The sequence below is a fragment of the Serratia sp. CY84636 genome, from assembly GCF_052166245.1.
In the GTDB taxonomy this organism is placed as follows: Bacteria; Pseudomonadota; Gammaproteobacteria; order Enterobacterales; family Enterobacteriaceae; genus Serratia; species Serratia nevei.
Map to the genome: position 1 here is coordinate 1,808,486 of NZ_JBJNOX010000002.1, position 24,549 is coordinate 1,833,034.

The 24,549-nt window shown below is 60.3% G+C and carries 22 protein-coding genes, 3 tRNA genes and 1 other RNA gene; 13 read left to right on the plus strand and 13 right to left on the minus strand.

All coding sequences use genetic code 11. The features are described from left to right. Position 1: 1 nt before the first annotated feature. Positions 2 to 1,612 carry a microcin C ABC transporter ATP-binding protein YejF gene (yejF, locus tag ACJ8QI_RS13000; RefSeq protein WP_401427278.1) on the plus strand — a complete coding sequence of 537 codons (1,611 nt, stop codon included), beginning with the start codon at positions 2 to 4 and terminating at the stop codon, positions 1,610 to 1,612. Between the two features lie 9 nt (positions 1,613 to 1,621). On the opposite strand, the gene ACJ8QI_RS13005 is transcribed toward yejF, so the two are convergent. The 3 genes from ACJ8QI_RS13005 to rsuA form a co-directional block, all read right to left on the minus strand. After that, positions 1,622 to 1,966, minus strand: coding sequence for a YejG family protein (locus ACJ8QI_RS13005; protein ID WP_047730237.1), 345 nt, complete (start codon positions 1,964 to 1,966; stop codon positions 1,622 to 1,624). Positions 1,967 to 2,560: 594 nt separating this feature from the next. Next, a complete protein-coding gene (locus tag ACJ8QI_RS13010; protein ID WP_213873470.1) occupies positions 2,561 to 3,757 on the minus strand; it encodes a Bcr/CflA family multidrug efflux MFS transporter in 1,197 nt (398 codons plus the stop codon). Between the two features lie 41 nt (positions 3,758 to 3,798). Further along, positions 3,799 to 4,512 (minus strand): 16S rRNA pseudouridine(516) synthase RsuA, encoded by a 714-nt coding sequence (rsuA, locus tag ACJ8QI_RS13015; RefSeq protein WP_060420171.1) that lies wholly within the window; start codon positions 4,510 to 4,512, stop codon positions 3,799 to 3,801. A 317-nt stretch (positions 4,513 to 4,829) separates the two neighbouring features. On the opposite strand from rsuA, the gene ACJ8QI_RS13020 reads away from it, so the two are divergent. Then, the gene (locus ACJ8QI_RS13020; RefSeq protein ID WP_087763384.1) at positions 4,830 to 6,587 is read left to right on the plus strand and encodes a DEAD/DEAH box helicase; all 1,758 of its coding nucleotides are present in this window, start codon (positions 4,830 to 4,832) and stop codon (positions 6,585 to 6,587) included. A gap of 162 nt (positions 6,588 to 6,749) precedes the next feature. Then, entirely contained in the window at positions 6,750 to 7,034 is a 285-nt protein-coding gene (gene rplY / locus ACJ8QI_RS13025) for a 50S ribosomal protein L25 (RefSeq protein ID WP_019453645.1), read from the plus strand. A gap of 84 nt (positions 7,035 to 7,118) precedes the next feature. On the opposite strand, the gene yejK is transcribed toward rplY, so the two are convergent. Next, on the minus strand, positions 7,119 to 8,126 hold the full coding sequence (gene yejK, locus ACJ8QI_RS13030; RefSeq protein ID WP_060420164.1) for a nucleoid-associated protein YejK: 1,008 nt from the start codon (positions 8,124 to 8,126) through the stop codon (positions 7,119 to 7,121). A 211-nt stretch (positions 8,127 to 8,337) separates the two neighbouring features. On the opposite strand from yejK, the gene ACJ8QI_RS13035 reads away from it, so the two are divergent. The 4 genes from ACJ8QI_RS13035 to ACJ8QI_RS13050 all read left to right on the plus strand — a co-directional run bounded on the left by ACJ8QI_RS13035 (position 8,338) and on the right by ACJ8QI_RS13050 (position 10,675). Further along, positions 8,338 to 8,565 (plus strand): YejL family protein, encoded by a 228-nt coding sequence (locus ACJ8QI_RS13035; protein WP_004935782.1) that lies wholly within the window; start codon positions 8,338 to 8,340, stop codon positions 8,563 to 8,565. Positions 8,566 to 8,574: 9 nt separating this feature from the next. Then, positions 8,575 to 10,356, plus strand: a complete 1,782-nt coding sequence (gene yejM / locus ACJ8QI_RS13040) for an LPS biosynthesis-modulating metalloenzyme YejM (RefSeq protein WP_084827374.1) — start codon at positions 8,575 to 8,577, stop codon at positions 10,354 to 10,356. A gap of 78 nt (positions 10,357 to 10,434) precedes the next feature. Next, positions 10,435 to 10,511: transfer RNA gene (locus tag ACJ8QI_RS13045), tRNA-Pro, on the plus strand. Positions 10,512 to 10,545: 34 nt separating this feature from the next. After that, positions 10,546 to 10,675, plus strand: a non-coding RNA gene (locus tag ACJ8QI_RS13050) — RtT sRNA. Between the two features lie 47 nt (positions 10,676 to 10,722). On the opposite strand, the gene ttrA is transcribed toward ACJ8QI_RS13050, so the two are convergent. Genes ttrA through ttrB form a run of 3 tightly spaced genes read right to left on the minus strand, consistent with a single transcriptional unit; the run spans position 10,723 to position 15,546 of the window. After that, positions 10,723 to 13,794 (minus strand): tetrathionate reductase subunit TtrA, encoded by a 3,072-nt coding sequence (gene ttrA / locus ACJ8QI_RS13055; RefSeq protein WP_442532616.1) that lies wholly within the window; start codon positions 13,792 to 13,794, stop codon positions 10,723 to 10,725. Continuing rightward, positions 13,787 to 14,812, minus strand: a complete 1,026-nt coding sequence (gene ttrC, locus ACJ8QI_RS13060; protein ID WP_442532617.1) for a tetrathionate reductase subunit TtrC — start codon at positions 14,810 to 14,812, stop codon at positions 13,787 to 13,789. Before ttrC ends, ttrA begins: the two co-directional genes overlap by 8 nt. After that, complete coding sequence (gene ttrB, locus ACJ8QI_RS13065) at positions 14,809 to 15,546, minus strand: tetrathionate reductase subunit TtrB (RefSeq protein WP_442532618.1); 738 nt, start codon at positions 15,544 to 15,546, stop codon at positions 14,809 to 14,811. The genes ttrC and ttrB overlap by 4 nt, the downstream gene beginning before the upstream one ends. A gap of 229 nt (positions 15,547 to 15,775) precedes the next feature. Here ttrB and ttrS point away from each other — a divergent pair, with 229 nt between their 5' ends. The 3 genes from ttrS to ACJ8QI_RS13080 all read left to right on the plus strand — a co-directional run bounded on the left by ttrS (position 15,776) and on the right by ACJ8QI_RS13080 (position 18,402). Then, positions 15,776 to 17,497 carry a tetrathionate respiration histidine kinase TtrS gene (gene ttrS / locus ACJ8QI_RS13070; RefSeq protein ID WP_442532700.1) on the plus strand — a complete coding sequence of 574 codons (1,722 nt, stop codon included), beginning with the start codon at positions 15,776 to 15,778 and terminating at the stop codon, positions 17,495 to 17,497. Further along, on the plus strand, positions 17,469 to 18,068 hold the full coding sequence (ttrR, locus tag ACJ8QI_RS13075) for a tetrathionate respiration response regulator TtrR (protein ID WP_442532619.1): 600 nt from the start codon (positions 17,469 to 17,471) through the stop codon (positions 18,066 to 18,068). The genes ttrS and ttrR overlap by 29 nt, the downstream gene beginning before the upstream one ends. 91 nt (positions 18,069 to 18,159) lie before the next feature. Continuing rightward, the gene (locus tag ACJ8QI_RS13080; RefSeq protein ID WP_084827369.1) at positions 18,160 to 18,402 is read left to right on the plus strand and encodes a DinI family protein; all 243 of its coding nucleotides are present in this window, start codon (positions 18,160 to 18,162) and stop codon (positions 18,400 to 18,402) included. A 192-nt stretch (positions 18,403 to 18,594) separates the two neighbouring features. On the opposite strand, the gene ACJ8QI_RS13085 is transcribed toward ACJ8QI_RS13080, so the two are convergent. The 4 genes from ACJ8QI_RS13085 to ACJ8QI_RS13100 all read right to left on the minus strand — a co-directional run bounded on the left by ACJ8QI_RS13085 (position 18,595) and on the right by ACJ8QI_RS13100 (position 19,846). Next, positions 18,595 to 18,670, minus strand: a tRNA-Thr gene (locus ACJ8QI_RS13085). A gap of 6 nt (positions 18,671 to 18,676) precedes the next feature. Continuing rightward, positions 18,677 to 18,764 (minus strand) — tRNA-Ser (locus ACJ8QI_RS13090). A 157-nt stretch (positions 18,765 to 18,921) separates the two neighbouring features. Beyond that, positions 18,922 to 19,251, minus strand: a complete 330-nt coding sequence (gene osmE / locus ACJ8QI_RS13095) for an osmotically-inducible lipoprotein OsmE (protein WP_019453681.1) — start codon at positions 19,249 to 19,251, stop codon at positions 18,922 to 18,924. Between the two features lie 127 nt (positions 19,252 to 19,378). Beyond that, positions 19,379 to 19,846: a nuclear transport factor 2 family protein gene (locus tag ACJ8QI_RS13100; protein ID WP_025303631.1), complete on the minus strand. Its 468-nt coding sequence runs from the start codon at positions 19,844 to 19,846 to the stop codon at positions 19,379 to 19,381. Between the two features lie 107 nt (positions 19,847 to 19,953). Here ACJ8QI_RS13100 and ACJ8QI_RS13105 point away from each other — a divergent pair, with 107 nt between their 5' ends. After that, a complete protein-coding gene (locus tag ACJ8QI_RS13105; protein ID WP_442532701.1) occupies positions 19,954 to 20,532 on the plus strand; it encodes a TetR/AcrR family transcriptional regulator in 579 nt (192 codons plus the stop codon). Here the strand turns inward: ACJ8QI_RS13105 and ACJ8QI_RS13110 are convergent. Beyond that, a complete protein-coding gene (locus ACJ8QI_RS13110) occupies positions 20,526 to 20,942 on the minus strand; it encodes a VOC family protein (RefSeq protein ID WP_019453684.1) in 417 nt (138 codons plus the stop codon). The genes ACJ8QI_RS13105 and ACJ8QI_RS13110 overlap by 7 nt on opposite strands. Before the next feature lie 153 nt (positions 20,943 to 21,095). Next, on the minus strand, positions 21,096 to 22,226 hold the full coding sequence (gene ompC, locus ACJ8QI_RS13115) for a porin OmpC (RefSeq protein WP_049200197.1): 1,131 nt from the start codon (positions 22,224 to 22,226) through the stop codon (positions 21,096 to 21,098). Between the two features lie 695 nt (positions 22,227 to 22,921). Between ompC and ACJ8QI_RS13120 the strand changes: the two genes are divergently transcribed. Together ACJ8QI_RS13120 and ACJ8QI_RS13125 are read left to right on the plus strand one after the other, a co-directional pair. Further along, the gene (locus ACJ8QI_RS13120; protein ID WP_442532620.1) at positions 22,922 to 23,329 is read left to right on the plus strand and encodes a DUF4186 domain-containing protein; all 408 of its coding nucleotides are present in this window, start codon (positions 22,922 to 22,924) and stop codon (positions 23,327 to 23,329) included. A gap of 54 nt (positions 23,330 to 23,383) precedes the next feature. After that, positions 23,384 to 24,538 (plus strand): MFS transporter, encoded by a 1,155-nt coding sequence (locus ACJ8QI_RS13125; RefSeq protein ID WP_047730202.1) that lies wholly within the window; start codon positions 23,384 to 23,386, stop codon positions 24,536 to 24,538. The last annotated feature ends 11 nt before the right edge of the window (positions 24,539 to 24,549 follow it).

Consider the following 24,549-nt stretch of genomic DNA (forward strand, 5'->3'; position numbering starts at 1 on the left):
TATGGCCACTCCTTTGCTCGCTATTCAGGATCTCAGCATCGCCTTTCGCCAGGGCGACACCGTCACGCCGGTGGTCAACGCACTCTCGCTGCAAATCGCGCCGGCGGAAACGCTGGCGCTGGTGGGGGAATCCGGCTCCGGCAAAAGCGTCACCGCCCTGTCGATACTGCGCCTGCTGCCCGCGCCGCCGGTGGTTTACCCTGCCGGTGATATCCTGTTCAACGGCGACTCGTTGCTGCATGCGCCGGAAGCGGCGCTGCGCAAGGTGCGAGGCAATCAGATCGCGATGATCTTTCAGGAACCGATGGTGTCGCTTAACCCGCTGCACACCATCGAAAAACAGCTCGCGGAAGTGCTGATGCTGCACCGCGGCCTGCGGCGCGAAGCCGCGCGCGCAGAGATCGTCGAATGCCTGGAGCGCGTCGGCATCCGTCAGGCCAAAAGCCGGCTGCAGGATTACCCGCATCAGCTGTCCGGCGGTGAACGCCAGCGGGTGATGATCGCCATGGCGGTGCTGACTCGCCCGAAACTGCTGATCGCCGACGAGCCCACCACCGCGCTCGACGTCACTATCCAGGCGCAGATCCTGACGCTGCTGCAAGAGCTGAAGCAGGAGATGGGCATGGGGCTGTTGTTCATCACCCATAACCTGAATATCGTGCGCCGCCTGGCGGACAACGTGGCGGTAATGCGTCAGGGACGCTGCGTGGAGCAAAACGGCCGTGCGCAACTGTTCAGCCAGCCGCAGCATCCTTACACGCAGCAGCTGCTGGCCGCCGAGGACGTCGGTGAACCGCTGCCGCTGCCTGCCGCGGCCAACGGGCGCCCCGGCGATGAGCGGCCGCTGCTCAGGGTGGAAGATCTGCAGGTACGCTTCCCCATCCGCCGCGGCCTGCTGCGCCGCACGGTGGATTATCACTATGCATTGAAATCATTGAGTTTCGAGCTGCGCGCCGGGGAAAGCGTGGGGCTGGTGGGAGAATCCGGCTCGGGTAAAAGCACCACCGGGCTGGCGCTGCTGCGCCTGTTGGCCTCACAGGGCGCCATCTGGTTCGACGGCGAACCGCTGCACCCGCTCACGATGAAGCAGATGCTGCCCTACCGCAGCCGGATGCAAATCGTCTTCCAGGATCCCTACTCCGCCCTGAACCCGCGCCTGAACGTGCAGCAAATCATCGCCGAAGGGCTGGAAGTGCACCAGCGGCTTAGCGCAGAGCAGCGGGAACAGCGCGTGATCGAGGTGTTGCAGGAAGTCGGCCTGGATCCGCAGCTGCGCCATCGCTATCCCACCGAGTTTTCCGGCGGGCAGCGCCAGCGTATCGCCATCGCGCGCGCGCTGATCCTGCAGCCGCAGCTGCTGATCCTCGACGAGCCGACCTCTTCGCTGGATAAATCGGTGCAGGCGCAGATCCTGACGCTGCTGAAATCGCTGCAGCAACGCCACCGACTGGCTTATCTGTTCATCAGCCATGACCTGCAGGTGGTGCGTTCGCTATGCCACCAGGTCATCGTGTTGCGACAGGGAGAAGTGGTTGAACAGGGAGACTGCCGGGCGATTTTCGCGGCGCCCGCCGCCGACTATACCCGTCAACTGCTGCAGTTGGCGGATTAGCGGCGAATTCTAGAAGGGGTATTGCGCGCTGAGCGGTTCGGCGATCGCGGCGCCGACGTTTTTCAGGCGGCACATGGTGGCGCTCTCGTCGCTGCGCTGCACGAACAGGCAAGGCTCCCCTTCCCATTCGACGATCGCGCAGTCGACCTGAATCTCCTGCAGCGACAGATTGAGCTGTTGCATTACCTGCCAGGCCTCGGCCCCTTCATGGCTGAGTAACTTCAGCCCTATCAGGTTGTTATCTTCGTCTATTCCGTTAAACGGAATCGGTTCTACCTTCACGCCGGTGAAACCGGATAGCCAACGATAACTTTGCGGCAAGCGATGCACTACCGAAAGTTGGATATTCTCCACATGAAATCCCTAGATTGAAAAGGTGAAACACTTTTACCTGACAGGGTTACTAAGTTATAGCCGCTGACTCCCGACTCTGCCGCGCACAAATGTTATTTAAATGTAAATTTTGCCGCTAGCCATTAACCAGACCCCGTGCTTGCCGATGCCGTGCCATTTTTTGGCGCGCCGTGCGGTGTTATTTCACGGCATTTTGCGACTCAGCTCGCATTTTTGCGTTATATGTAACCCTTTCCCGCAGCGATCTCAACTCTTTTTTCTTGCAATGCGACTACTTTTCCGTCGCCATATTTTTACAATGAAGAAACATTTTCCCCACCACGTTAGCGCAGCCTTCCCTGCTAATGCCTTGATTTACATCAATCCTAATACAACCCCCCCGCCGCGCTCAGCCGGCAGAACGCCGCGCCTCCCGGGGAATATGGGGTGGTGCGGCGGCGGAATTTTTTAACAAAAAACACACAGAGGGGAAAATGGCCAATTGATTAGCTTGCGTATATTTAGCAACAAAATTTCAATTGCCAGTTGCACCCTGAAATGGCAGGGCGCAACCCTATGACGATGCGGGGCGACACGCCCCGCATTGGGAGAACGTCAGGCCGCGCGATCGCGTGGCCGGCTGGCGTAAAGATAAAACAGCACCGCCACGATGCTGCACAGCGCCATTGAGGTAACCATGGGCCACGCGCTTTTACCCGGCGCCATCGACAGGACCGCCCCCACCAGCGCGCCGATGCTGAAGCGCAATGTGCCGGCCAGCGAAGACGCGGTGCCCGCCATATGCGGGAAGTCATCCAGGATCACCGCCATGGCGTTGGAGGAGATCATCGCGATGCACCCCAGATAGACCGCAACGCCGATCACCAGCGCCCAGAAGCCCAGGCCGACGGCGCTCACCGCCACCAGCCACAGCCCCATCGCCAACTGTACCAACAGCCCCAGCTTGAACATCTTGACCGCGCCGAACCGCCGCACGTTGCGGCTGTTGATCAGCGTCGTCAGGAACAGGAAGACGATGTTCAGCGCAAAATAGTAGCCGAAATGCTGCGGCGAAACGTGGTTCAGTTCGATGTAGACGAACGGCCCGGCGCTGAGGAACGAGAACATGCCCGCAAACGAGAAGGCGCTGGCGAGCATGTAGCTGAGCACCCGCTTATGGCGGAACAGCGAACCGAAGTTGCCCAGCGTGGTGTGCAGGTGGAACCGTTGTCGGCGCTCTTTCGGCAGCGTCTCCTTGATGAACAGGGCCACCAGCAGTGAACCGATCAGCGCCGCGGCGCCCATGGTCCAAAAGATGGCGTGCCAGCTGAACCACAGCAACAGCGCACCGCCGATCATCGGCGCCAGCAGCGGCGCGATGGTCATCACCAGAATGACGAACGACATCATGCGCGAGAACTCATCCTTGGTGAACATATCGCGCATCAGGGCATTGATCACCACGCTGGCGGCCGCCGCCGCCAGGCCGTGCAGGAAACGCAGCCCGATCAGCTGATCGATCGATTGCGCCATGGCGCAGGCGCAGCCGGCGATGGCGAAGATCAGCGTTCCCCACAGGATCACCGGCTTGCGGCCGAGGCTGTCCGACATCGGCCCATAGAACAGCTGCCCGAAGGCAAAGCCGAGCATATAGGCGCTGAGGGTCATCTGCACGCTGCCGGACTCGACGCCAAACTGGGCGGCGATCACCGGCATACTGGGCAGGTACATGTCGATGGCCAACGGCATCAACATGGACAACAGGCCCAAAATGAAAATCAAACCGAGATGAGAGGTTCGGTTCTGTTGCACGTTCCACGACTCCTTAATCGGCCGCAATCGATGATCGGTTTTCAGTCCTGCAGGTGCGGCGCGCCCACGCTGGCGATCTCTTCTTCGGTCAGTGGGCGGTATTCGCCCGGCGCCAGATCGTCATCCAGCACGATGGCGCCGATGCGCTCACGGTGCAACTCGATCACCCGGTTGCCGACGGCAGCGAACATCCGCTTCACCTGGTGGTAGCGCCCTTCGCTGAGGGTCAGGCGCACTACGCGCTCGTCGACCTGCTCCAGCGTCGCCGGGCGCGTCAGGTCTTTCTCGTTGTGCAGTTGCACCCCTTCGGCGAAACGCTGCGCGGTGTCTTCCGCCAACGGGTGCTCCAGCGTCACCAGATAGGTTTTCTCGCAGTGGTGGCGCGGCGACGTGACGCGGTGCGACCACTGGCCATCGTCGGTCATCAACACCAGCCCGGTGGTGTCGATATCCAGCCGTCCGGCGGCGTGCAGCTTGTACGCGACCGGTTCATCGAGAAAATACAGCACCGTCGGATGATCGGGATCGTCGGTGGAGCAGACGTAGCCCTGCGGTTTATTGAGCATGAAATAGCGCGGGCCGTTCTGCTGCTGCAGCGGATTGCCGTCGAACGCCACTTCTTGCTCCGGGGTCAGTTTGATCGCCCCGCTCTTCACTACCTCACCATCCACGGTGACGCGTTTAGCCCGAAGTTCGCGCGCAACCAGCGCACGGCTGATGCCTAACTGCTGAGATAAAAACTTGTCCAATCGCATGGGATCTGCTTTGCCTGTCGTTGTTATGATCGCATTGATCGTATTGCCAAAATATGACGCCCGCCGTTGCACCGGGTGCAAATGGCAGGTTCAGGGGGGGAATCGCGTGGGGGAACAGCGATTGCTGTCACACGAGTATAGCGGCACAACGCGTTGCCCGACAGAGGTAATTTTCACGCTCCTCGCAGCGCGCGCGCGTAGAAGGCATAATAATAGAAATTTTTCGGCTGTCCGGGGAGTAGAATGTCACGGTTTCTGTGAGAGCAGCGGTGACAAAGCCGCTTCCCGACGGCCCATCTCAACCCACGGCGTTCATTATGGCCTTTACCCTACGCCCCTACCAACTGGAAGCGGTCGAAGCCACCATCAATCATTTCCGGCGGCACCCCGAACCGGCGCTGATCGTGCTGCCGACCGGCGCCGGCAAAAGCCTGGTGATCGCCGAGCTGGCGAAGCGCGCCCGCGGGCGGGTGCTGGTGCTGGCGCACGTCAAGGAACTGGTGGCGCAAAACCACGCCAAATACTGCGCCTACGGCCTGGAAGCGGACATCTTCGCCGCCGGCCTGCAGCAGAAAGAGAGCGCCGGCAAGGTGGTGTTCGGCAGCGTGCAGTCGGTGGCGCGCAATCTGCCGCTGTTCGACGGCGCCTTTTCGCTGCTGATCGTCGATGAATGCCACCGCATCAGCGACGACGACGACAGCCAGTACCAGCAAATCATCCAGCATTTGCAGAAAACCAACCCGCAGCTGCGGCTGCTGGGGCTGACCGCCACGCCCTATCGCCTAGGCAAGGGCTGGATTTACCAGTATCACTACCACGGCTTCACCCGCGGCGACGGCGCCAGCCTGTTTCGCGACTGCATCTACGAGCTGCCGCTGCGCTACATGATTAAGAACGGCTTCCTGGTGCCGCCTGAGCGGCTGGACATGCCGATCGTGCAGTACGATTTCAGCCGGCTGGAGGCCAGAAGCAACGGCCTGTTCAGCGAAGCGGATCTGAACCGCGAGCTGAAGCGGCAAAACCGCGTCACGCCGCATATCATCAGCCAGATTGTGGAGTACGCCGAAGACCGCAAAGGGGTGATGATCTTCGCCGCCACCGTCGAGCACGCCCGCGAGATCCACAGTCTGCTGCCAACCGGCGAGGCCGCGCTGGTCAGCGCCGAAACGCCGCCCGCCGAGCGCGATGCGCTGATCGAGGCGTTCAAACAGCAGCGGCTGCGCTATCTGGTCAACGTCGCGGTATTGACCACCGGCTTCGACGCGCCGCACGTCGATCTGATCGCGATCCTGCGCCCGACCGAGTCCGTCAGCCTGTATCAGCAGATCGTCGGCCGCGGGCTGCGGCTGGCGCCCGGCAAGGAGGATTGCCTGATCCTCGACTACGCCGGCAACCCGCACGACCTGTTCACGCCGGAGGTCGGCGTCAGCAAGCCGCACGGTGACAGCCAACCGGTGCAGGTGTTCTGCCCGGCCTGCGGCTTCGCCAACCTGTTCTGGGGCAAGTGCACCGAAAACGGCGACATCATCGAGCACTACGGCCGCCGCTGTCAGGGCTGGCTGGAGGACGACGACGGCCACCGCGAGCAGTGCGATTACCGCTTCCGATTCAAGAGCTGCCCGCACTGCGGCGCGGAGAACGACATCGCCGCGCGCCGCTGCCATCAGTGCCAGGAAGTGCTGGTCGATCCCGACGACATGCTGAAAGCGGCGCTGAAGCTGAAAGATGCGCTGGTGCTGCGCTGCGGCGGCATGGAACTGCAAAGCGGCCGCGACGACAAGGGCGAATGGCTGAAGGCCACCTATTACGACGAGGACGGCACCAGCACCAGCGAGCGCTTCCGTCTGCAGACGCCGGCGCAGCGCAAAGCGTTCGAGATGCTGTTCCTGCGCCCGCATCAGCGCGCGCCGGGCGTGCCGTTCGCCTGGCACACCGCCGCCGACGTGCTGGCGCAACAGCAGGCGCTGCGCCATCCGGATTTCGTGGTGGCGCGCAAACGCGGGCAGTTTTGGCAGGTGCGCGAGAAAGTGTTCGATTATCAAGGCCGTTTCCGCCGCGCCAATCAATTGGCCTGAGCGAACTGTCCCCAACCTGGGCAGGTTTTCGTTGCCCTGCGGGCGGCTTTCCGTTAAAATGCCGCGCGCTTTACCTGGGCCTGCCCAGCGTTAAAGCGGGTTTCCGAACTTGCTACTTGGGTCGCCTGTAGCAGGGTAAATTTTCTTTTAAGAGAAAAAACAATGTTCACTATCAATGTAGAAGTACGTAAAGACCAGGGTAAAGGTGCGAGCCGCCGCCTGCGTGCAGCAAACAAATTCCCAGCTATCGTTTACGGTGGCAAAGAAGCTGCAGTTTCCATCGAATTGGACCATGATTCTGTTAAGAACATGGAAGCTAAACCAGAATTCTACAGCGAAGCAGTAACTCTGGTTATCGACGGTAAAGAAACCAAAGTTAAGGTTCAGGCTGTACAGCGTCACCCGTTCAAGCCAAAACTGGCTCACATCGACTTCGTTCGCGTTTAATCGCTACGTTTTCGAACCTTTCGGGACGCCGAAATAAAGAACGCCGCAATTGCGGCGTTTTTTATTGTCTGCGATTCGGCAAGCTTACTTGCCGCTGCCGGTCCGGCGCTGCAGCTGATCGCGCAGGTTCGGCGGCGTGCCTTTGATGGTCAGCGTGTCGGTGGCCGCATCCCAGAAAATGCGCTCGCCCAGCAGCATGGCGTCGAAGTTCAGGCTGATGCCGCCGCCGCTGCCGGCAAATTTGGTCAGCTGGCGCAGCGTGCCGCGATCCGCCGGGAAGCTCTCTTCCAGCTCATACCCTTGCTCGCTGGAGAACTGCATGAAGTCTTTCTCGCCGACCGGCGACAGCTCCTGCGACAGCGCCTGCAGTTCAATCTCTTCGCCCGCCTGCAGCTGTTCGTTGCAGTAGCTGTACACCTGCTGGCGCACCGACTGGCGCTCGTTCTTGTCCAGCTGCGCATCGGCGCAATAGTCGTCTACCGCCTGCAGCAGCCCGCGGTTTTGCGCCTTGGTGTCCAACCCTTCGGACGCCGCCAGGAAGTCCATGAAGAAGTCGGCGACCTTGCGGCCCACGCGCCCGCGCAGGAAGGTCAGGTAGCGGGTCGATTCCGGGTTGGTTTCCCACTCGGTCAGATCGATGCGCGCAACGATATCGGCGTTGTTGATGTCCAGATAGTGCGTGGTGTTGATATCCAGCTCTTCGTTGACGCGCATGCTGTTACGGCTGTTCAACACCGCGATCAGCAGGTACTCCACCGCCAGATAGCGGTATTGGCCGAACAGTACCACGCCGCCTTCGGCGAACGGATACTTCGCCAGTTCGTCGCGCAGGCGGCCGGTCGCCGCGCGGCTGAAGGCCAGAAAGTCTTTATCGTCCTTGCGGCAGGTACGCAGCGCTTCCGCCAGTTCGCTGCCTTCGTTGAACAGGCCTAAGGCCTTGCTCTTGGCGCTGTAGACGCGATGCAATTCCGCCATCATTTCTTCTACCGCCGCGTTGGCGGGAAGCAAGGAATCGCGCAGCACCACGTCCAGCGTTTGCTCGTCGCGTTTCACCAACTGATGCAGAGCGATCTGGTCGATATCCAGACTCATGGTAAATCCTCCTGTTCTTTAGGCGCGTATTCAAACACTGAAGGCCCCGCCCTGCAATACTAAAAAACTGCGGCAAACCGGAAAGGCGCAGCGAGGGGCCGCCCCGGCGCGGGCGAACGATTTCCCGAATGACAGGAAGTGATAAAAGAGCGGAAAATCACTGTCCTATACGGTAAGATAGAGCACTTTGCAGATTACTAAGCGCAATTTTATGCCACAATCATCCCGTTACAGTGACGAACACGTTGAACAACTGCTCTCAGAGCTGGTCAATGTTCTGGAAAAACACCATACCCCCACCGATCTTTCCCTGATGGTGCTGGGCAACATGGTCACTAATTTGATCAACACCAGCGTTGCCCCCGCGCAGCGGAAAACCCTGGCGAGATCGTTCGCGGAAGCCCTGCAGGCTTCTGTCCGTGAAGATAAAGCGCATTAATATTGACTTATGGTGACAAACCGTCAGCGTTATCGTGAAAAAGTCTCCCAGATGATCAGCTGGGGGCACTGGTTCGCCTTATTCAACATTCTGCTCGCCCTTGGGCTGGGTAGCCGCTACCTGTTTGTCACCGACTGGCCCGCTTCCCTGCTGGGCCGCGTCTATGCTCTGGTCAGCCTGCTGGGGCATTTCAGCTTTATCGTGTTCGCCGGCTATTTGCTGGTGATCTTCCCGCTCACCTTCGTGGTGATGTCGCAGCGGCTGCTGCGATTTATTTCCGCCGCGCTGGCCACCGCCGGGCTCACGCTGTTGCTGGTCGACAGCGAAGTGTTCTCCCATTTCCACCTGCACCTCAATCCGGTGGTGTGGGATCTGGTGGTCAACCCGGACCAAAGCGAGCTTTCGCGCGACTGGCAGCTGATGTTTATCTGCGTGCCGGTGATCTTCCTGGTGGAGATGCTGTTCGGCACCTGGAGCTGGCAAAAGCTGCGCAGCCTGAATCGCCGCCGTTTCGGCAAGCCGCTGGCGGCGCTGTTTATCAGCGCCTTTTTCGCGTCGCACCTGATTTATATCTGGGCCGACGCCAACTTCTATCGCCCGATCACCATGCAGCGAGCCAACCTGCCGCTCTCGTACCCGATGACCGCGCGCAAGTTCCTCGAAAAACACGGCCTGCTCGACCAGCAAGAGTATGAGCGCCGCCTGGTGCAACAAGGCAATCCGGAAGCGGTGGCGGTGGAATATCCGCTCAGCGATCTCAGCTACGGCGATAAAGGCAGCGGCTATAACCTGCTGATGATCGTGGTAGACGGCATTCGCGCCAAAGACGTGGCGCAAGACATGCCGGCGCTGACGCGCTTCGCCCAGGAAAACGTGCGTTTCAGCGATCATTACAGTTCAGGCAACCATGCCGATACCGGGCTGTTCGGCCTGTTCTACGGCATTTCCCCGACCTATCTGGACAGCGTGCTCGCCGGGCGCAAGCCGTCGGCGCTGATCAATGCGCTCAGCGATCAAGGCTACCAGCTGGGTCTGTTCTCCTCCGACGGCTTCAACGCCAGCCTGTACCGTCAGGCCCTGTTGACCGACTTCTCGCTGCCGACGCCGGCGCCGCAAAGCGACGCGCAAACCACGCAGCAATGGCAGCGCTGGCTGACGGATCAGGGCGATAAAGAGCCGTGGTTCTCCTATATCAACTTCAGCGGCGCCGAGCCGGCCGAAGGTGCCAAAACCCCGGCGCCGGCCGACTTTATCCAGCGCTATCGTACCGGCGCGCAAGACGTGGATGCCCAGATAGCCCAGGTGCTGGACACCCTGAAACAGCGCGGCCTGCTGGACAAAACCGTGGTGGTGATCACCGCCGAGCACGGCGTCGAATTCAACGACAGCGGCAAAGGCCAATGGGGGGCCGGCAACGGCTTCAACCAGGCGCAGCTGCAGGTACCGTTGGTGATCCACTGGCCGGGCACCCCGGCCCAGACCATCAGCAAGCTGACCGGCCATAACGACGTGATGCGCACCCTGATGCAACGGTTGCTGCACGTGAAGACCGCGCCGAAAGACTATTCGCAGGGCGAAGATCTGTTCACCGCCCAGCGCCGCAACAACTGGATCGCCACCGGCGATGGCAATCAGCTGGTGATCACCACGCCGACGCAGACGCTGATGCTGGACAACAGCGGCAACTATCGCGTCTACGATCAGAACGGCGATGAAATAAAAGACGAGAAACCGCAGCTTGCTCTGCTGTTGCAGGTGCTGACCGATGTAAAACGCTTTATCGCCAACTAACTGCTTAAAACTAAAGCAATCAAGTGGCGAGGCGCTTGCATTAACATCGGGAATCGGTAGTATGATTTTTCATAGCGTCGGCATGTAGCGCAGCCTGGTAGCGCACCGTCATGGGGTGTCGGGGGTCGGAGGTTCGAATCCTCTCATGCCGACCAAATTCAAGAAAACCTGCTGTTACAGCAGGTTTTTTTTCGTCTGCACGCTGAGAGGATGAGAATCTCCGAAGGAGGTTTGAGCCGAGCGCAGTGAGACCACGTTGCTTTAGCAACGGCCCGCAGGGCAAGCATCGAAGATGCGCATAATCCTCTCATGCCGACCAAATTTAAGAAAACCTGCTGTTACAGCAGGTTTTTTTTCGTCTGCCGTTTACGCGGAAAGTTTGACGATCGCCGCAGGAATGCCCTGGCGCACCGCCGCACCGGTTACCCAATCCAGCCAGGTGTTCGGCACTTCGCGCGTCGGATCGGCAAAGCCCAAATCATTAAGGTTGATGCCGGCGGCGATGCGCTCATCCATCGCCAGCGGTTCGCCGTCCAGGTAGTGCTGGCTGGCGCCCATCTCCCAGTGGCCGTAACCGTGTTCCACCGCGATCACGCCAGGCATGACCCCCGCCAGCAAACTGATCTGCGCCTCCCGGCTGCCGCCCGGCGTACTGATGCTCACCCAATCACCGTGTTGAATGCCGAAACGCACCCCGTCCGCCGGGTTCAGGGCCACCAGGTTCACCGGCTTCACGTCGTGCAAGCGCCGGATCACCGCGGTGGAGCTGCTCATCACATTGGATTTGAAGGACATCAGCCGCAGCGGCCACTGCCGCTCAGGGTAGAGCTCTTCCACCGCGCGGCCGTCCGACAAACGCGCCGGGTAACAGGTGGGGCAGCCGCTGAAACGCTCGCCGGTGATCGCATGGCGGTGCTTTGCCACTTCCGCATTCCAGATCTGCAGCGGCTTCTCCCAACGGTTGCCCACGCTGCCGTCGCGGCGACCGCTGTCATGATCGGCGAAGCGGCCGCCGCGGCTGTAGATAAACGCCACGCGGTCGATTTCATCGGCGCGCAGCGTCTGCGCAAGCTGCGGCAACAAGCGATCGACGCCGCACAGCGCCAGCTCTTCCGCCCTCGCGGCCGGCACCGGCGCCTTGCCGGCAAACGCCACGTTGGCGGCGGCGCGCAGATAATAATCCTCGGCGCGGTTGAGCGGCAGCAGCCCGCCCTGGCCGTCGCCGATCGCGCGATCGCCAAACCCCGGCAGCCCCAGGCGTTTGGCGACGGCGATGCAAAACGCCTCCATGGAAATCGGCTGCCCTTGCGCCGTTTTCGCGGTCGCCGGCGTCACTATCGGCCAGCGCGCGGTAGTGGCCTTGCTGGCGACGCCGCCCCAGGGAGCGCTGAATCCCCAGCTCTCAAAGTTATGGGTATCCGGGATGATATAGTCGGCCAGCGCCGTCGTTTCGTTGATAAATGCATCGATGGCGATAAACAGCGGTAAACGCGCCGGATCTTTAAGCCGCTCCTCCGCCACGCCGCGCAACCCGGCAATACCGTACAGGGGGTTGGTCATGTTCGAGATCCAGGCTTTGAGCCCGTACGGATACCCCGCCAGCGCAGACGTCAGCAGCTCGGTCAACTGCCCAGCGACGAACGGATACCAGGGCGCCCTGGCCGGCCAGGGTGAAACGCCCGCCGCCACTTTTTCGCGGTATTCGTCGGAGGTTTCATAGGCGGCCTTGCTGCGCGCGATATTCAGCCCCTTCGGTTTTACCAGGCCGGGAAACTCGACCAGGTTATAGCGCGGCCCCTCGGCAAAGCCGTTGAATTTGCCGCCGCCGACGAACACTCCACCCTCCAGGCTAAGGTTACCGATCAACACATTGAGCATCATCACCGACCAGGTATTGTAAAACCCGTTTGCCGCCATCATCCCGCCATGGGCGATCACCGCCGCCTTGCGCCCATGGGCGGTAAAAGCCTCGGCCAGCGCCGCGATGCGCGCCACCGGCACGCCGCATTCCCGGCTGTACGCCTCCGGCGACAGTTTATCGGCGGCCTCTTTCAGACACTGGAAACCACTTTTCACCGCCACCTGCGCGCCGTCGTGCAGCGTCACCGTGCGGGTTACCCACAGCTCGGCACGGTCGCACGCCTCGGCCGGCACCAGCTCCCCCGCGCCGTTGACGACCAGCGGCGACGCCGACTCGGCGCCGTTCAGATGAGCAAGCGTCAGATGCTGCCCCGCCAGCGGGTGCTCGCTCTCGGCGATCACCAGATGCGTGGCGTTGGTCCAGCTCTTCTCGCCGGCACGCTGCATGGCGACCTCCGACGGGATGGCGAGATAGCCGGCCTGATAACGCCGGTTGTCGAGGATCCACTGGATCATCGCCATCGCCAGCGCCGAGTCCGTGCCCGGCAATATCGGGATCCAATGGCCATGATCGTCCGCCAGCGTGGTGGTCAGCGGCAGCGCCGGCGCCACCACCGCATAGCGAAACTCGCTGCGCAATCTGGCGCTGGCCAGCTGCCGGGCCTGGCGCTTGAACGGGTTGCCGGACTGCGCCGGCGAGGTGCCCATAAACAGCGCGAATTCGACCTGTTCCCAGTCCGGTTTCACATGCGGGTTCTTGTCCAGATCGTTCATCAATGCACCGGAGCCGGCACGGTAGGCCAGCCCACAATAAGCGCCGTGTGCGCCGAAGTTTTTGCTGCCGAAGCTGTTCTGGGCGAAGCGCCGCAGGAAGCTGTCGCGCCCGTCGTCACCGGCGTTGGTCACCAGCAGCTGGTTGGCTTTCGGCCCCAGCCCCGGCCGCCGGGCGTCGATCGGCGTTTCCAGATCGCGGATCGCCCGCAGGCCGTCCACATGCCCCTCGCCGAACAGATCGCCGCCCTCCACCACTTCAGCGATCAGCTGTTCGAAGCTGATGCGTTGCCACTTGCCCTCGCCGCGCTTGCCGACGCGCTTCATCGGCTCCAGCACGCGCAGCGGGCTGTAAAGCCCCTCCAGCAGCGTGGCGCCGCGCGCGCAGGCGGTGGAACGGGCGTCGAGGCCGCTTTCGCCGCCCAGCTGCGCCAACGCCTCCTGCAACGGCAACGCCGAGTCGACGTGCCGTTCCTGAGACAGCGGATGATAAGGGTTGCCGGCAATGCGCAATACCCGATCGGTCTGTCTGTCCACCCGAACCCGCACGCCGCATTGCGTCCAGCAGCCGAAACACTGGGTCATTGAGATGGCCTGCTGCGGATTGCCTTGCCATTCCGGCATTGCCCGCCCTTCGGGCAGCAGAGAGTTGCCGTTGATGCGATCCAACGTCACCCGCCCTGAGGTGCCGTGAATCAAGCCGTCGATCGCCCGTTTGGCGACCTCACGATAGCTCAGGCCAAAAGCGGACAACCCGCCGAAGGCCAGGCCCACTTTCAACCACTGACGCCGGGTGAGTTTAGCCATGTTGTTTTCTCCGCAATAAAAACGCCTGTGCTTCACGCACCATGATCATTAACGCCAGCCACAGCCCGAAAGTGCCGACGATCGCCAGCAAGCCGTCGGTACCCAGCGGCAGGCTATAGAGGGAATAAGACGCGTTGTATTTCGGGAGGGTTTGCACCTCGATCAACAGCGTCCAGCGCATTAGCCAGCTCAGCCCCAGCGCGCCGGCCACCAGCAGCGGCGCGCCGCCGCGCGGCAAACGTCGATAGGCGGCCCAGGCGGCACACGCCAGCGCCAGTGCCCACAGCGCGATCCACCCGGCGGCATACTGACGTGCCGTCGCCTGCGTCTGCAGCCAGTGGCGTACCGCCGCGCCGGATAGCGTATCGCCGCACACCCACAGCAGGATCGCCCCGCCGAGCAGCAACAGCGTCAGCAGCATCCCGCGCGCCAGCGGCGCTTGCAGTCCGGGCCGTTTGCGCATCGCCAACAGCAACAGGGCCAAGAGCGCCTGCAGCGCGCTGAGGAACATCACGATCGGAAATCCATAGCTGAACCAGATGGGGCGGGCGCGCACGACGGAAACCTCACGCCCGGTGTACAACAGCAGGCCGATAGCTACCAGCGCACAAGCGGGCGCTATCCCACGCAGCAGCGCCACCCGCCTGCCCGTCAGCCGCGTAAATTCGACCGCGATAAACCACAGGCCGATCAACAAGGTAAACAGCGGCAAGAACAGCGCCCCCCACGGCATCCACGACCAGGGCGTCGGATAAGCGTAGAAATGCCAGAAACGGGCGGTTTGATGCAGATCGGCGGTCAACGCCAGCGGCGCGGTGATGGCGCACGTCAGCCCGATAAACAGCGCCATGCGCTCCAGATGCGTGGCGTTATCTCCACCGCGCCAGCGCCACACGCAGGCCAGCAACGCGGCGCAGGCGGCGATGCCGATAAAGAAGAAATATTGCACGGCCCACGGCAGCCAGCTCACCGCCTGCGGCTGGCTCAGCACTTCTGCGATCATCAGTTGGCGGCTCATCGTCCCTCCCCCCATAAGGCGACCTGCGCCCGGCCCGGCAGCGGCGTGACGAAGGCGTCATCCAGCCCCAGATAAAAGACGTGGGGCGCGGTTTGATTCTCCGGCTTGAGGACTTTGATCTCGTCCTCGTGGCGCCGCAGCAGCTTGCTCAGCGTGCTGTGCGGATCGCGCATGTCGCCGATGATCCGCGCCCCGCCCACACACGACTCCACGCACGCCGGCAGCAATCCCGCTTCCAGCCGGTGCACGCAGAAGGTGCATTTGTCCGCCGTTTGGGTGGCGTGATTGATAAAGCGGGCATCGTACGGACAGGCCTGCACGCAATAAGCGCATCCCACGCAGCGTTTGTTGTCGACCACCACGATCCCGTCCTCGCGCTGGAAGGTGGCCTGTACTGGGCATACCGGCACGCAGGGCGGGTTGTCGCAGTGGTTGCACAGCCTGGGCAGCAGCACGTTGGTCGCCAGCTCTTCGCCTTCGAGGCTGACCTGGTACTGGTTTACCGTGGTGCGAAACTCCCCATGCGGCGTCTGGTTTTCAATGGCGCAGCTCACGGTACAGGCCTGGCACCCGACGCAGCGCCGCAGGTCGATCAGCATCGCATAGCGTCGGCGAACATCCCCCTCGCGCCGCGTCGGCGCCCACGTCAGCCCGGCTTCCGCCATGGGGATCAGCGAAGCCCCCGCCGTCAACACGCCCAGCCGCTGCAAAAACTGCCGTTTACCGAAATCCATGCGCCTCTCCCACACCCTGGGCATCACCCCGATCACGCTATTGATGCCCGTTAGATGAATAAACAATGTCGATGATTTACAGTGTAAAAATGGCGTTGGGCTCAGCTCTATTGTGGTTAACCACATACCGAACCTAACGTTGATCTAAAACAAGTGACGGCAGGCAGATTGCCCACCAGGAGGGGCCGTGAGGGTCGTGTTATTACTGCTGCTCAGTCTCGGCTGGGGGATGGCGGCACAGGCGGGCGAGTGGTCGGTCGGCGTGCTGGCGATGCGCGGCGATGCAGCGACCGCGCGTGACTGGCAGCCGCTGATCGACAGGCTCAACGGCAGCGTCGGCGGTGAACGCTTCCACCTGCGGCCGCTCGATTTGGCGCAGATGCGTGAAGCGGTCAATCAGGGCAGCGTGCAGTTCGTGGTCACCAATCCGGCGCAGTTTGTACAGCTGAACAGCCACTATCATCTGCGCTGGCTGGCGTCGTTGCGCGCCGCCAACGGCGACCGGGCAACGGGCAACATCATCGGCAGCGTGATCCTGGTGCGGCGCGACAGCGGCATTACGACGCCGCAGGCGCTGATGGGCAAAACGGTGGGCGCCATCGATCCGCAGGCCTTCGGCGGTTATCTGACCGGTTATAAGGCGCTCAGCGATGCCGGCATACGGCCCGAGCGCGATTTTCACCTGCGCTTTACCGGTTTCCCTGCCGACGCCCTGCTCTATCTGTTGCGCGAACGCGCCATTCAGGCCGCCATCGTCCCCGTTTGCCTGCTGGAGAAAATGGATCAGGAAGGCCTGATCAATCCGGCGGATTTTCGCCCGCTGTTGCAACAGGCCGCATCGGTTCCCTGCGTTACCAGCACGCCGCTTTACCCCAACTGGTCGTTCGCCGCCCTGCCCGGCCTGGATAACTCACTGGTGGATGCGGTGGCAAGAGCCTTGCTGACCGCACCGCCGCAGTCACCCTTCCTGTGGGGCGCACCGGCCTCGACCAGCGAGGTGGAAGCGCTGCTGCGCGCCGTCAATCAGCACCCGGAACAGCGGCGGCTGTGGCTGGATATCAAAAGCTGGCTGATCCAGCATCAGACGGCCGTCGGCCTGTCGCTGGCGGTGCTGGCGCTGTTGATCGTCAACCACATCTGGATCGCGCTGCTGGTACGCCGGCGCGGGCGGCAGTTGCTCCATGCCGGAGAGCAACTGCGGCGGCAGGAGCAGGCGCTGGAGAACGCCAGGCAACTGAACGTGCTGGGGGAAATGGCCTCCGGCTTCGCACACGAGCTCAATCAACCGCTGGCGGCTATTCGCCACTATGCGCAAGGATGCCTGATCCAACTGCGCAACACGGACGCCGGGCATCCGTTGCTGGGGCCGCTGGAAAATATCGACCGACAGGCGCAGCGCGGCGGCGAAACGATTCATAACCTGCGCCAGTGGGCACAGCCCACCGCTAAGGCGATAGATCAAACGCGCTGGCAGCCCGCTGCGGTAAGCGAAACCGCCGAGCGGGTGTGGGCGCTGCTGCGCCTGACGCAGCGCTATCCCGACCTGACGTTGTTCAACAACGTGGCGCCTTCGCTGACGCTAACCCTGCCGCCGGCGCTGCTGGAACAGCTGCTGGCGAACCTGCTGCTGAATGCGGCGCAGGCCGGGGCCAATGCCGTCTGGCTTTCCGCCACCCAGAGCGAACGGGCGATCGAGTTGCATCTGCAGGACAACGCGGGCGGCATGACAACGGCCGGGCTGGAACAGGCTTTTCGCCCCTTCAACACCACCAAAGCCGGCGGCATGGGGCTGGGGTTAGCCATTTGTCGGCGCCTGGCCCGCTATGGCGGCGGCGAAATCCGCCTGGCTAACCGCCCCGCCCCCGACAGCCGCAATGGGCTGTGCGTAACGCTGCATTTCATATTGAACGATGAGGAAAACCATGTCGCTAATTCATCTGGTGGACGATGACGTCGCCGTCACCGACGCCTGCCATTTTTTGCTGACCAGCCTCGGCCACGACGTGCAGTGCTGGAATGACAGCACCGACTTTTTGGCGCAGGCCGACCTGTTTCAGACCGGGATCGTCTTGCTGGACATGAGGATGCCGAAACTCGATGGGCACCAGGCCTACGCTGAGCTGCGCCGCCTCGGCAGCACGCTGGCGGTGGTGTTCCTGTCCGGCCATGGCGACGTGCCGATGGCGGTGGAGCAGATGAAGTACGGCGCGGTGGACTTCCTGCAAAAACCGATCGCCGCTGAACCGCTGATCGCCGCCCTTGAACGGGCGAAGAACATCTCCGCCGAGGCCTGGCAGCGCCATGAAACCCTCGGCCGCTACCGCACGCTCACGCCGAAAGAACGCGAGATCGCGCATCTGGTGGTGCGGGGTATGATGAATCGGGAAATGGCGGAGCAGCTGAATATCGCGCTGCGCACCGTGGAGGTTCACCGGGCGAAAGTCATGGAAAAAATGCAGGCCGCCAGCCTCGCCGAATTAGTGATTCAGCTGCAGGCTTGGTCGCGCACAGCGCAAGAATGAACGCCTCATGCAAAATTGCTTTCCCACTCTTGCCAACCCGCCTTCCTCAGGCCAGAATACTGTACATTAAATCAGTATTTACAGGTGAGTCATGTTTGTAGAATTAGTGTACGACAAGCGCAACGTCGCTGGGCTACCCAACGCCGCCGAGATTATTCGCAACGAGCTGGAAAAACGCGTGCATGCGCTGTTTCCTGAAGCCGAAGTGCGCGTAAAACCGATGCAGGCCAACGGCCTGAACTCCGACGCCAGCAAAAGCGATCGTGAGAAGCTGAACCGAATGTTGGAAGAGATGTTCGAAGAAGCGGATCAGTGGCTGGTCACTGAGATTTGAACCCTACCTGATAGACGGCTCATCCTCCGGCTATATTTCTGCCAGAATAAGCCATAGGCTCCTCCCCTCCGTGATGAATGTCCAAGCTCCATGCGGCAGATGAAAGCCCCGCCTATAGGTTAATTTGATCCTTCGGTGTCAGCGTGCAGCGCATAACAAAAAGCCCCAGCATCGCTGCTGGGGCTTTTATCATGGTGCCGGCTACCGGAATCGAACTGGTGACCTACTGATTACAAGTCAGTTGCTCTACCTACTGAGCTAAGCCGGCTGAATTTGGCGGAAGGACAGAGATTCGAACTCTGGGAGCTGTTACACTCGACGGTTTTCAAGACCGTTGCCTTAAACCACTCGGCCATCCTTCCAATGGGCGCTGATATTAGCGATACCGTTATGAAATGTCTATCGTTTTCATGCAAAAAAATAGCACAACCGGTGCAGTTGCCTAAACTTCAGGCCTTAAACGCTTAAAAAATGAAAAGCCCCGCGCAAGCGAGGCTTTTTGTGTCGGCCGAAACGCGATTATTTCGGCTGAGAATCGTAGTCTGAACAGGTTTGATAGCCCTTGTTCATGACATGGCCCGTGTCGTTGTAGCTGACAAAGTACGTTTGCACTTTGCCGTCGCGCGGCGCCACCGCATAGGTGTCGCAAGTGCCCTGCGCATGAACCAGCGTGGCGGTGGTCGACGGCGGACCGGCGATAGCCCGCACCTGCTGCTTGGTCATCCCTACTTTGACATCGCTGACCACCGGCTCATTGACATAACTGGTTGCGCGGTCATAGGCGGTGCAGCCGGCAAGAATGGAAAATACCGCCGCAGTGCCGACGGCCAAAACCAACTTCTTCGTCATAGCTTGTCCTCTTGGAGTGCGTTTGTTGTCCCCTAAGTCTAGAAGTGGAAAGGCTTTTCTACAAATTCCCCTTTGTCGATCGGTGCGCTTTTCCTCACGAGCGGCCATCGCGGGCGCGACGTCAGATTCAAAAACCGAAATCGCTCAGGGCCGGGACATCATCCGGCCGCCGGCCGAGCGGCCAGTGAAAACGCCGATCCTGTTCGCGGATCGGCATGTCGTTGATGCACGCATGGCGGTTGATCATCAGCCCCTCCTGATTGAACTCCCAGTTTTCGTTGCCGAAGCTGCGATACCAGTTGCCGGAATCGTCGCGCCATTCATAGGCGAAACGCACCGCGATGCGCGCGCCATCAAACGCCCACAGTTCCTTGATTAGCCGATACTCCAGTTCTTTCGCCCATTTGCGTTGTAAAAAACCGACCACCGCTGCGCGGCCGTCGACAAACTCCGCGCGGTTACGCCAATGGGTATCGAGGGAATATACCTGCGATACGCGTTCAGGATCGCGACTGTTCCAGGCATCCTCCGCCAGCCGCACCTTCTCGATGGCGGATTCGCGGGTAAAAGGCGGCAATGGGGGTTTAATGCTCATGTTCATCTCCTGAGTGAAGGCATGTAGACAACTCTGTCTACAACATTACGCTAGCGCATGTAGACAGAGTTGTCTACAATCACCCGAAAATAGCCCGGGAGAAAATGATGACCGCCGATCTCAACGCCTTACCCGCTCGCCAGCGCATTTTGCTGACGGCGCATGATCTGTTTTATCAGGAGGGGATCCGCGCCACCGGCATCGATCGCATCATCAAGGAATCAGGGGTGACCAAGGTGACGTTCTACCGCCATTTTCCCAGCAAGAACGACCTGATTACGGCGTTTTTGGCCTATCGCCATCAGCAGTGGCTGGACTGGTTCAGCGCATCGTTGGCGCGCCATGTGGCGCAGGCCGGCGGGCTGCTGCCGGCGCTGGCCCCCTGCCTGGCGGAATGGTTCGACGATCCGCGCTTTCGCGGCTGCGCATTTATCAATACGGCGGTGGAGATCGCCGACCTGCTGCCGGAAAGCCTGCACATCGCCAGCCAGCATAAGCGGCAGATGACGGATGAGTTGGCGCGCCACCTGCCCGCCGGCCCACAGCGGGAACAGCACGCAGCGATGCTGGCGATGTTGATCGACGGCGCCATTGTCAGGGTGCAGATAGAGCGGCAACCACAGGCAGCGCTGCAGGTGCTGGATGCCACGCTGACAATACTGGCGCAAGGCGGCTTCGATCAGTAATTGGCCCAGATGCCCGGCGTCACCAGCTCCAACAGGTGGGCGTCGGGATCGCGAAAATAAATGCTCTCGCCGCCCTGCTCCCAACGCATCCGTCCCTCAATCTCCACGCCGTTGGCCATCAGATGCCGTTCCCAATGCAGCAGCTGTTCTTTCGCCACCGCCAGCCCGATATGCGCCGGCCCCACGCCATCGTGCGCGGGAATAAAGCCGGTCGGATACTGCGCCCCGCGCAGCGAATCACCCTCGACAAACAGCAGCAATACGCTCCGATCGCCGACGTTATAGGCGCGAAATCGCTCGTTGGCGACCATCACCGGCAGCTGCAGCACCTCTCGATAGAAAGCGTCCGCGCGCTCAATATCGCTGACGTACAACACAGTCTCGATCACTTTATCGATCTTGAGCTCCATATCACCTCCGCTCTGTTTGCTGTATTGACAGCGTAGGCCGAGGGGCGGAAACCCAAAGCGCTTCCCGTGCCGCTCACGGATCAATCCGTGCTTCTTCACAGGCAAAAAAAAGCGCGACCCGAAGGCCGCGCGATGACATTCACATGCAGAGGCTTAGAACTGGTAAACCAGGCCCACGGCAACCACGTTGTCGGTGTTGATACCGGCAGCTTGGGTGAAGTCGTTGTTGTCCAACAGGTTGATTTTGTAGTCAACATAGGTGGACATGTTTTTGTTGAAGAAGTAGGTCGCGCCCAGGTCGACGAATTTGACCAGATCTTCATCACCGTAGTCCTTACCGTTGCCGGCGCGACCCAGGTCTTTACCTTTGGTCTGGTTATAGCCCACGAACGGACGCAGACCGAAGTCGAACTGGTAGTGCGCGTAGGCTTCGAAGCTCTGCGCCTTGTTGGCGTAACCGAAAGCATCGCTGGTAGAGCTACCGAAACGCGCCGCGTTGTAAGACTGGGTGAACATCACAGCCAGGTAAGTATCGTTGGCGTCATATTTCAGACCGCCGGAATACCCTTCTGCTTTATCGCCGCGGCCCATGATGTTCTGGTAGCCGCCACCGCCGTTCTGCTCGCTGGTACGACGAGAGTTGAAGAAGGCACCGGCAGCACTGATGCCGTAGCCCATGTCATAGCTCATGGACATGCCGTAGCCTTCGCCGTTCTGACCCAGAACGTCACGGCCGTTGTTTGTTTCTTCTGGGCTGCCGTTCTTACCCTGGTACTGCAGGGCGAAGTTCAGGCCGTCAACCAAACCGAAGAAGCCGTTGTTACGGTAGGTCGCCAGGCCGCTGGAACGCTGGAACATGAACTGGTCAGCGCCGTAGGTCGAGCCGTCGAACTCAGGCTGCAAGTCGGTGTAAGCCGCGACGTCGTACAGCACGCCGGTGTTACGACCATAGTCGAAGGAACCGTAGTCGCCGAATTTCAGACCGGCGAAGCCGTAACGGGTGAAGTTCTTGTTGTCCTGGTTTTCAGCGTGGTTCAGGTTAGCCTGATATTCCCACTGGCCGTAACCGGTCAGCTGATCGCTGATTTGCGTTTCGCCACGCAGGCCAAAACGCATATAAGACTGATCGCCGTCCGCGCCATCATTGCTGGAGAAATAGTGAAGACCGTCGACTTTACCGTACAAATCCAGTTTATTACCGTCTTTGTTGTAGATTTCCGCCGCGCCTGCTGTGCCTGCAACCAGCAGTGCGGGTACCATCAGAGAGAGTACTCGAAGTTTCATTGTTATTATCCTCGTTAATTATGTCGAGCTACGGCCACTGCCCTTTTCGAGCATTATTAGCACGACTGTGCATTACCATTCTGGTAACAAGGGTTATATTAATCCAGAAAGAAAATGATACCAAGTATCCGATAGTGTTTCATTGTAATTAATAAAGGTTTCAAAATGTAAATACGCGCGAACTTTCACAAAACCTTACAGACAAACAAAATAAAGCACTTAAAGACAAAGAATAGATTAATTGATAAAAAATCATGTAGTTATACATATCTTTAAGAAAAAAAAGGCAACCATACAATTGAACCGGGCAATAAGCACATTGTGCCAAAACGCTGTCCGCACTCAGTCGCTATAATCACCTCGCTATCATCATTATTTTCATTATTACCTTCATTATCCGAAGATAATTTCAGCATTCCTTTAACCGGCTTATGGCCGGTTTTTTATTTTTCTTCACACTCTCCTCACAATTTCAACTCGTACAAATAGCACACAAATAAATAACCTCATGATATAGTTTCACTAATTCACTTCCGCACTAATTGCTAATCTTTTTCCTTATTTTAGTCTACAAATTGAGCTTGTTTTTCATTTCGTGCTTTATCCCATCCGTTATTTCTTGCCGCAGGCATAATTAGCCGTGGAGTTTCACTTCTGGTAGCCTGAAAAAAAGCTCATCTTCAGCGAGTAAAGTCATGATGCCATTTCACCCTGACGCGCTCTGGCGGCGGCTGCAAAGCTCCCCCTTCCGCGCCCGCTTCCGTTTGAATCCCAAAGACCAAACCTATCTCGATGACAAAGGCCTGCCGCTGATCCTCAGCCATGCCCGCGATTTCATCGACCGCCGCCTGGCCGCCGCCCATCCCAAGAATGACGGCAAGCAAACGCCGATGCGCGGCCACCCGGTGTTCGTCGCCCAGCACGCCACCGCCACCTGCTGCCGCGGCTGTCTGGAAAAATGGCACGGCATACCGCAGGGTATCGCGCTCGACCAACGGCAAAAGGCGTATATAGTCCAGGTGATCGCCCTGTGGCTGGTGCGCAGAGGCGGTGCCAGAGAGGAACCAAACGCGAATCTTTTCGACCCGGATCGCGGATTGTGATAAAAACTGTCAGTAACTTTCGCCACTCTTTTGACCCAAGATCCTGACGCTTACATGACAGCCACCTTGTGCAATGAACAGCAAACGCCCGGCGTTCCTCAACAGATCGCCACCCGTCTGGCCTTTTTCGTCGCCGGCCTCGGCATGGCCGCCTGGGCGCCGCTGGTCCCCTTCGCCAAAACGCGCATCGGTATCGATGACGGCTCGCTCGGCCTGTTGCTGCTCTGTATCGGCGCCGGTTCCATGCTGGCGATGCCGCTGACCGGTTTCCTGACCGGCAAATTGGGCTGCCGCGCGGTGATCCTGATGGCGGGGCTCGGGTTATGCATCGATCTGCCGCTGCTGGCGCTGATGGATTCCCTCGGCGGCATGGCCGTGGCGCTGCTGCTGTTTGGGGCAGCGATCGGCATGATCGACGTGGCGATGAACGTTCAGGCGGTGATCGTTGAACGCGCCAGCGGCAAGGCGATGATGTCCGGTTTTCACGGTTTCTTCAGCATCGGCGGCATTGCCGGCGCCGGTGGCGTCAGCGCGCTGCTGTGGCTGGGCCTGACGCCGCTGCAATCCACCCTGCTTACCGTACTGGCGGTGATAGTGCTGCTGGCGCTCGCCAGCCGCCATCTGCTGCGTGAGAGCGGCGCCGACGACGGCGGGCCGATGTTCGTTTTGCCGCGCGGCTGGGTGATGTTCATCGGCATCCTGTGCTTTATCATGTTTCTGGCGGAAGGATCGATGCTCGACTGGAGCGCGCTGTTCCTCACCACGCTGCGCGGCGTCGAACATAGCCAGGCCGGCCTGGGCTATGCGCTGTTTTCCATCACCATGACGCTCGGCCGGCTCAATGGCGATCGGGTGGTGAATTCGCTGGGCCGCTACCGGGTGCTGCTGCTGGGCAGCCTGTGCGCCGCACTCGGTCTGAGCCTGGCCATCGCCTTCAATCACGCCACCGTGTCGCTGGTCGGTTTCATGCTGGTCGGCCTGGGCGCCTCGAACGTTGTGCCGATCCTGTTCAGCGCGGCCGGCAACCAGCGCGACATGCCGGCCAATTTGGCGATCGCCTCCGTCACCACCGTCGGCTATGCCGGCATTCTGGCCGGTCCGGCGCTGATCGGCTTTATCGCTCAGTTTTCCAGCCTGACGGTGGCTTTCGCCTGCGTAGCCGCTCTGCTGTTGGCGGTAACCGCCAGCGCCAAGGCCGTCACTCGCTGATTCAGGAATGT